This window comes from Daejeonella rubra, assembly GCF_900103545.1.
GTDB classification, from domain to species: Bacteria; Bacteroidota; Bacteroidia; order Sphingobacteriales; family Sphingobacteriaceae; genus Daejeonella; species Daejeonella rubra.
Genome location: NZ_FNHH01000050.1, coordinates 1 through 8,028 on the forward strand (window position 1 = coordinate 1; position 8,028 = coordinate 8,028).

The window sequence follows — 8,028 nt, forward strand, 5'->3', positions numbered from 1 at the left end:
GGTTTAATAATAAACTTTTTTCTAAGCCAAGGTTTACTATTTTTAACAATGAAAAACTATTAGAAACCGGTCAACTCTAATTAGGGAAGTACAATTGAACTGCTAATTTCAAACCAGCAGTATTTACTCAGACCTCTGACAAAAGAACCAGGAACCAGAACGATGAACTGCTAATTTCAAACCAGCAGTATTTATTCAGACCTCTGACTTCGGACCTCATCCCTCTAATTCTTCTCCCCAATTAAAATTCGCTAATTTCAAACCAGCACAATTTCCTCAGACCTCAGACTTCAGACCTCAGACAACAGAAAATGCTAGTAACCTGCGCCATCATCCTAAACCCCCAAAACCAGATCCTGGTCACGCAGCGCAGTTCGATTATGCATCTGCCCTTAAAATGGGAATTTCCTGGTGGGAAGATCGAAGCGAATGAAACGCCGGAAGCCAGCCTGATCCGTGAGATAAAGGAAGAGCTTAATATCGATATTGAAATTATTGATGGACTAAGTGCCAATGATCATCATTATCCCGATAAATCCATCCGGCTGATTCCTTTTATTTGCCGGCAGACTGGCGGCGAGATCTTGTTAAAAGAACATGCTGATTATAAATGGCTGGATAGGAAGGATTTGTTAGATTTGGATTGGGCGGATGCGGATGTGGAGGTGGTGAGGGAGTTTATGGGTAATTGCTCTTAAGAATTCAGGATCTGACGGGTCATGATTTCTATTCCTTCCTCCCGGGATAGGATGTTACCGAATTCTTTCATGGATTGTTCATCGGTATAAACACCATTCCGATCGTTCCATTGCAACCAGTTAATGACGGTTTCACGGCTGCAGCTGTTCAACTCATTTAACAGTTCATCACCACGAAGTTCCATGATTCTGTAGTTCCAGCCGGAAAGTTTAAGGTGCTCGTTGAAATCCATATCGTTTTTAATTGATCGAATTAATATACGAAAATAAAAGGAGAAAAGCAAGATAAATCGGTTCAATAAGCATGCCTTAAACAAGGTTTAAACAATATTCAGACAAGATTGTAGTTTAATAATTTATGGCCGACGTCCACTCCAAAGAAACCCGCTCATACAACATGAGTCGCATTCGAAGTAGGAACATTATCATTATCATCAATAAAATGCTGAAGAGAAAATTCCCAATAATTTAACAATAACAGTATTCCTAACAAGGCATCTTTTGACTATTTATGTACAATAAAATTTCTTGAACGCAACTTTCTAAATTATTCTTAATATCCTTACTCCAAAACCTGAATACCTTATATCCTAACAGATCCAATTTATTGTTATTTTGGACGTCACGCTGCATATTCCTTTCAATTTTAGGTATCCAGAATGCAATATTCGTTTTGATTTTCTCTTTCTTATTTTCCCAATCATGACCATGCCAGAATTCACCATCAACAAAAACAGCTAATCTATATTTTCGAATAGCAATATCTGGTCGCCCAGGTAGATCATTATTAACAATACGATATCTTACACCTTCGGTGTAAAGTGCTTTACGCAATGAGATTTCAGGGACAGTATTTTTTCCTTTAATTTTTGACATAATGCGGCTCCTTTGCTTAGTTGTATAAAAGCCGCTCGCCTCCTCGAACCTTGGCACTATTATTTTATCTTCCTTATTATCTGACATATAAATAATTGTGGAAAACTAATTTTATTAGTATTTCATTTCTTTGAACAAGACAAATATATTTGTAACCATGTATAATGTTGTATAATATGGGTATAAAAGATTACTATTCTCTATCAGAAGTTGCAGAACTCTTGGGTAAAAGTCCGGAGACCTTAAGGAGATGGGATAACAATGGGAAATTAACGGCACTCCGGGAGCCAATGAGTAACTATAGGATCTACAAAAAAGAACAACTTAAAATTTTCGATGAGCTAAGCTATTTATTTAATAACGATACTGAAACTTCAACAATTAGTCCCAAAGGATCATTTAATGTACTAGAGTTGTTTGCTGGTGCGGGGGGGTTGGCAATAGGGCTCGAACAAGCTGGCTTAAAATGCATTGCTTTAAATGAAATTGACCATTGGGCGGCAGAAACACTAAGAATTAATAGGCCAAATTGGAATGTGCTTGAAGGAGATATAAAAGACTTGTCTTTTATAAGCCAAAAAGGAAAAATAGATGTTGTAACAGGTGGATTTCCATGTCAATCTTTTAGTTATGCAGGCAAAAAATTAGGACTTGAGGATGCTAGGGGAACATTATTTTACGAATTCGCAAGAGTTGTAGATGAAACTCGCCCTAAAATTTGTATTGGTGAAAATGTGAGAGGTTTATTGAGCCATGATTCTGGAGACACCCTCAAAGGAATGATTTCTATTTTAGATGGACTGGGATATAGAGTACTAGAACCAAAGGTGCTTAAGGCAATATATTTTAAAGTCCCACAAAAGAGAGAGAGACTAATTCTCGTAGGGATTAGGAAGGATATTGAATATGATTTTGAATATCCAAAACCATCCAAGCAGATTTTTACATTAAAACATGCTTTGAAAAAAGGCGACCTTTATTCTACTGATGTCCCACCCTCTCCTGGTGCAAAGTATCCTGAATCTAAGAGGAAAATATTAGATTTAATTCCTCCAGGGGGCTATTGGAGAGACCTCCCATTAGATCTTCAAAAACAATACATGCAAAAAAGCTTTTATTTAGGTGGTGGGAAAACTGGTATGGCTAGAAGAATAAGTTGGGAAGAACCATCTCTAACATTAACATGCAGCCCTGCCCAAAAACAAACTGAAAGATGTCATCCTGATGAAACAAGACCATTTACAGTAAGAGAATATGCTAGAATACAGACCTTCCCAGATGAGTGGGAATTTGCGGGTCCTGTTTCGGCTCATTATAAACAAATTGGTAATGCAGTTCCTGTTAACATGGCGAGAGAAATTGGATTCTCTATTGTCAAATTCTTAAACTTGGTACAAAAACATAAAGAAGAAAACGAATTGGCTATTCAGCACCAAAATGTTTAATTGTCGATTTATCCTATTATAATGAAGTTATAATCCATCAAAACCCAAATAATAAGGGTAGTTATCAAAAGTAACCTGATCAATAATTGTTCTATTTGATTTTACAACTTCTTCACCTATTTCAGAAAGTGCAGAATTAAGCGCAATCTCTTCTGATGGCTGTAAAGTTCGTAAGTAATGATCTATTGCCGAAGGCAATATTTTGTACAATTGAAAAAAAGCATCATCCTGACCAGTAACTAATTTGTAAAATTGATCACCTGAAATTTTAAATACTCTGCTATGACTATATTCTTTTCCGTTTATTATTCCATTCCAATGTGTATTAAAGCTCTTATTTGCTAAAATTTGCACCCAGTAACAATTTGCCTTCTTATAAGTATTGGCATATTGTGCTAATTTTTGAAACAGACTTTCAGCTGAGCTACTATTCATTGTGTTGTGTTTATTTTTGATATCAGCGAATAATGTATTATCCTCAGCTCGTATATCAAACCCGCTTAAATTACCTCTTTCAAATCCATTAATTCCACCAAGTATCTCTTCATGAAATGTTCCAAGAAAATTGTTAATTGATTTATCTATCTGCCTAAGAACTTCCGCTTCAATCATATCCCCCTCACTTATGTCATTAAACTTGGTGTCAAAAGTTAATTTTATCGTGTCGACTTTGTTTTTGTAAAATTTTCTTTTGTCTATATTATTTTTAGCATTTATATATGACCGATGCAAATTTGAAATGCATTTAAATAAGTGTTCGTCTGATATATAATTGAGATAAATATTTTTCATTATAGCTTTTTTTTACTTCAATATCCTACATTCTTGCTAATATGCAATCAACAATTTGGATATTACACCTCATAAAGATATTGTAAATAATTAATTTGAAACCATCTATAGCCATCAACTTAACTAAATCATTACTATAGATCACATCATTGTTCTAAACAAACTCATGATAATTGTTAAAAAATCAAGTAAAAAATACAATTATTCTTACAACTTTATACCTCTAAAATCTTTAATATACCCCCCATGAAACGCCGTCAACTCCTCAAATCCCTCAGCCTCCTGCCCCTTGCAGGCGGAATAAACAATCTTTCATTACAGGCAGAACCTGCTCCGGCAGAAGATCTGTATAAGGAACTGGGCATCCGCACCTTTATCAATGCGGCGGGAACCTTAACCTATATGACCGGCAGTATTATGCAGGACAAGGTTTTGAAGGCTATCAACAGCTCGGTCAATAAGTTTTGCATGCTGGATGAGCTGCAGGATAAAGTGGGTGAGCAGATCGCTAAAATAACCCATGCGGAAGCGGCGACAGTTACCAGTGGGGCTTATTCTGCCATGACACTCGGTCTGGCGGGGGTACTTACCGGAATGGATATGAAAAAAGTGGGGCAGCTTCCCAATCTGGAAGGCATGAAATCGGAAGTGATCTGCCAGAAAGCACATAAAGATGCCTATACACAGGCATTTATACTCACTGGCTGTAAGATCATCACCGTAGAAACAAGAGAAGAGCTGGAGCACGCCATCAATGAGAAAACAGCGATGATGCATTTCCTGAATATTGCCGTGAATGGGGGTAAAATAAAGCATGAGGAATGGATCGAAGTGGGCAAAAAACACAATATTCCTACATCCATTGATATTGCGGCTGATGTTCCGCCGGTTGAAAATTTATGGCGATTTAATGATATGGGCTTTGACCTGGTCTTCCTTTCAGGAGGCAAGGCAGTAAGGGCACCACAGAGCACCGGTTATTTAATGGGCAGGAAACACCTGATCGAAGCAGCACGTTTGAGCGCACCACCCAGAGCGGTAACCATTGGTCGAGGGCATAAGGTAAATAAGGAAGAGATCCTGGGCGCTTATGTGGCTTTGAAAAATATGATCTCCATGGATCATGATAAGGAGTGGAAAAAATGGGAAGCGGGTATTGCCCTGATTGAAAATGCTGTGAAGGAGATCGATGGGATCAGCACCAATATTACTGTAAACCCACTTGGTAATCATACCCCTTCACTAAGAATCACCTGGGATGACAGCAAGATCAAACTCACTGGAAATGAGCTTCGGGAAAGCTTGCGGAATGGTAATCCATCCATTGAGGCAGGGTTTTCGGGTTTGCCTATATTCAAGGGACAAGCCACACCACCGAAACCCGGAGCAAAAGGAGCTAATTCAGTTTCCATTACCGTCTGGATGATGCAGCCCGGTGAAGATAAAATTGTGGCCAGGAGGTTGAGGGAGGAGTTTTTGAAAGTCAGAGTTTGATAATAAAGATTCGTCGTTTCGATCACCTGTGCTAAATTTTGATTGAAAGGTACTATTGAGAGGTGGAGAAATCTCATGCCTTGGGGCAGTTTTTTCAATTCAAAAGCCAATTCATTGCAACAGATTTCTCCGTCGTGCCTCCTGCGAATCCGATAGCTATCGGATGACGACAAATTCCTTTTATAAAAAGCCCCCAATCCCAAACCCCCTACAGCGCGGAGTCCAGGAAGACCTATGAAACCTGCATGAGCTTACCGCTCACAAACCGGAATGAATAAGCTCATGCAAGCTTCATAACCATTAAAAAACAAATTATATTCTGATGAAAAACTAAATAAATTCCCAAAAAACACTCCTGCACCATGTACCTGGCAAGCCGGTAAAAATTCTGACAAACAGCCACTTATAAATTTTTGGATTGTGAAACAATAGATTTTACAAATCAGAACCACCTAACAGGCCTTCTTTGTAAAAAAATCCTTACGCAAGCATAATATGGTCCGATTTAATTTAAAACTATAACATTAATAGATTAATTTAATTCCATGAAACCTGCATGAGCTTACCGCTCACAAACCGGAATGAATAAGCTCATGCAAGCTTCATAACCATTAAAAAACAAATTATATTCTGATGAAAAACATTTATTCTTTTGAGGGATTGAATTTACAGCTGACCTACCTGTTAATTTTTCTCTCATTTGCGGCGATAGGCTGTAATTCCAAAGAAACTGCGCTACCTCCCGGCGACAAAGATAATGGCGGTTTGATATTACCCGGTGGATTTGAAGCCCTTGTAGTGGTTGACAGTATTGGCGGTGGTTCTATTATCGCGCAGAAAGTCAGTCAGCTCTCGAAATCTGCCATTTACACCCCACCGCCCCCTGAAATTAAAGGAGCACCCAAAAGCACTCAGCTAAGTCGCCCAAATAACCAGCCTGCAGGCAATTATGTAGGTGCCCGGCATCTGGCGGTGAATGATAACGGAGATATTTACGTCAAACTCAGGACTCCAACTACCGATGGTTTTGGTAATGCAGCCCTGCGGGATGTGAACGGTGATGGCAAGGCCGATACTGTGAAGATCTGGGGTAAATATGAGAACCGCAACAGGGGAACGGCCATGAAAATACATAATGGTTATCTCTACTATAGCTCCGAACTGGCTGTTTACCGAAGTAAACTAAAACCGGGTCAACTGGTGCCCGACGGTGAAATGGAAACGGTGGTGATCGATGAGCCTCCCTATCATGAACATCAGGCCAAAGCCCTTTCATTTGATGGCAAGGGCCATATGTTTGTCTCATGGGGTATCGGAACCAATTCCTGCCAGACAGAGAACAGACGGCCCGGTTCTCCGGGATTAGATCCTTGTCCGGATATGGTAGACCATGGTGGGATATGGATGTTTGATGAAAACAAACTGAATCAGAAGCAAAGCGACGGAATAAGATATGCCACAGGAATGAGAAGTATTGTGGGAATGGCATGGGATGATGACACAGAGTCGCTTTATGCGGTGCATCATGGAAGGGATGATTTCCGCTTGCTCTGGCCTGAATTTTATTCACCATGGAAAAGCACCATGCTTCCGGCAGATGAGCTTTTTAAGGTGGACAAAGGATTTGACGGAGGTTTTCCCTATTACTATTATGACCAGATGCTGGAAAAGAAAATTCTGAGTCCGGAATATGGCGGAGATGGCATCAAAGAAGGTGATGGAGCAAAACTTCCCAAACCATTAGTTGGTTTCCCCGGACATTTCGCTCCAAACGATATCTTATTTTACAAAGGTGATCAGTTCCCTGCCAGGTACAAGGAAGGGGCATTTATTGCGATGCATGGATCAACCAACCGCATCCCTTACCCTCAGGTTGGGTATGTTGTACTGTTTGTCCCGATGAAAAAAGGCGTGGTAACTGGCCCATGGGAGGTATTTGCTGATGGCTTTGCCGGGGTAGACACCATTGCGATTGCAAATGATGCAAAGTACAGGCCAATGGGTTTGGCTGAAGGTCCGGATGGTTCTTTATACGTTGGGGATACTCAATTAGGAAAGATCTGGCGGGTGATGTACAAAGGTGATAAGTCTGCTTTTGGTGCTACGCAACTGGCTGCCATGGAAAAACGTAAAAACACAATTTCTTATCTGAAAACGCCTGATGAGATGGAAGATAATCTGGATAGGAAAGGGAAGCCTGTTCACGCTGCCCTGACATATAATATTTACTGCAGGGCCTGTCATCAGACCGATGGTAGCGGAGATGGAAACCGATATCCTCCCCTGGCCGGATCTGAATGGGTGAACAGCGATAAAACTGTATTGATCAATATCGTGCTGAATGGCATGACTGGCCCTATACAGGTTAAAGGACAGCCCTATAATGACACCATGCCGGCACATGCTTCCTTTCTGACGGATAAGGAAATTTCAGGGATCCTAACCTATGTCAGAAGTAATTTTGGCAATAAGGCCGGACCGGTTACGGAGGCTGAAGTTGCTGCAGCGAGGAAGAGTTTGAGTAAAAAATAAGGAGGAATGTGAATTTAATCTTCTGGGATCAATCTGAAATCAGGAGATTTCTCCACCTCTCAAAGGTCCATTTCAACTAAAAAATAACACAGGTGTTCGTATTCTAGGTTTAACTTATTTCCAAATTTAATTTAAAAAAGATTTTCTTCAGGCTGCTCTCTTATAGTTTTCCACATACATTTCCCCTCTTT

7 protein-coding genes are annotated in these 8,028 nt (G+C 39.8%); 4 read left to right on the top strand and 3 right to left on the bottom strand.

The window, feature by feature from the left end; translation table 11 throughout:
- Positions 1-311 precede the first annotated feature (311 nt).
- Positions 312-698 carry a (deoxy)nucleoside triphosphate pyrophosphohydrolase gene (locus BLR27_RS18020; RefSeq protein ID WP_090707242.1) on the top strand — a complete coding sequence of 129 codons (387 nt, stop codon included), beginning with the start codon at positions 312-314 and terminating at the stop codon, positions 696-698.
- Here BLR27_RS18020 and BLR27_RS18025 read toward each other — a convergent pair.
- Both BLR27_RS18025 and BLR27_RS18030 read right to left on the bottom strand, forming a co-directional pair.
- Entirely contained in the window at positions 695-931 is a 237-nt protein-coding gene (locus tag BLR27_RS18025; protein ID WP_090707243.1) for a hypothetical protein, read from the bottom strand. The genes BLR27_RS18020 and BLR27_RS18025 overlap by 4 nt on opposite strands.
- Positions 932-1,184: 253 nt before the next feature.
- A complete protein-coding gene (locus BLR27_RS18030) occupies positions 1,185-1,661 on the bottom strand; it encodes a very short patch repair endonuclease (protein ID WP_090707245.1) in 477 nt (158 codons plus the stop codon).
- Between the two features lie 89 nt (positions 1,662-1,750).
- Here BLR27_RS18030 and dcm point away from each other — a divergent pair, with 89 nt between their 5' ends.
- Positions 1,751-3,019: a DNA (cytosine-5-)-methyltransferase gene (dcm, locus tag BLR27_RS18035; RefSeq protein WP_090707251.1), complete on the top strand. Its 1,269-nt coding sequence runs from the start codon at positions 1,751-1,753 to the stop codon at positions 3,017-3,019.
- A 27-nt stretch (positions 3,020-3,046) separates the two neighbouring features.
- Here dcm and BLR27_RS18040 read toward each other — a convergent pair whose 3' ends face one another.
- Entirely contained in the window at positions 3,047-3,811 is a 765-nt protein-coding gene (locus tag BLR27_RS18040; RefSeq protein WP_090707246.1) for an Eco47II family restriction endonuclease, read from the bottom strand.
- Positions 3,812-4,057: 246 nt separating this feature from the next.
- On the opposite strand from BLR27_RS18040, the gene BLR27_RS18045 reads away from it, so the two are divergent.
- Both BLR27_RS18045 and BLR27_RS18050 read left to right on the top strand, forming a co-directional pair.
- Positions 4,058-5,305 carry a selenocysteine synthase gene (locus tag BLR27_RS18045; protein ID WP_090707248.1) on the top strand — a complete coding sequence of 416 codons (1,248 nt, stop codon included), beginning with the start codon at positions 4,058-4,060 and terminating at the stop codon, positions 5,303-5,305.
- 633 nt (positions 5,306-5,938) lie between these two features.
- Positions 5,939-7,837 (top strand): PQQ-dependent sugar dehydrogenase, encoded by a 1,899-nt coding sequence (locus BLR27_RS18050; RefSeq protein ID WP_090707249.1) that lies wholly within the window; start codon positions 5,939-5,941, stop codon positions 7,835-7,837.
- Positions 7,838-8,028 lie beyond the last annotated feature (191 nt).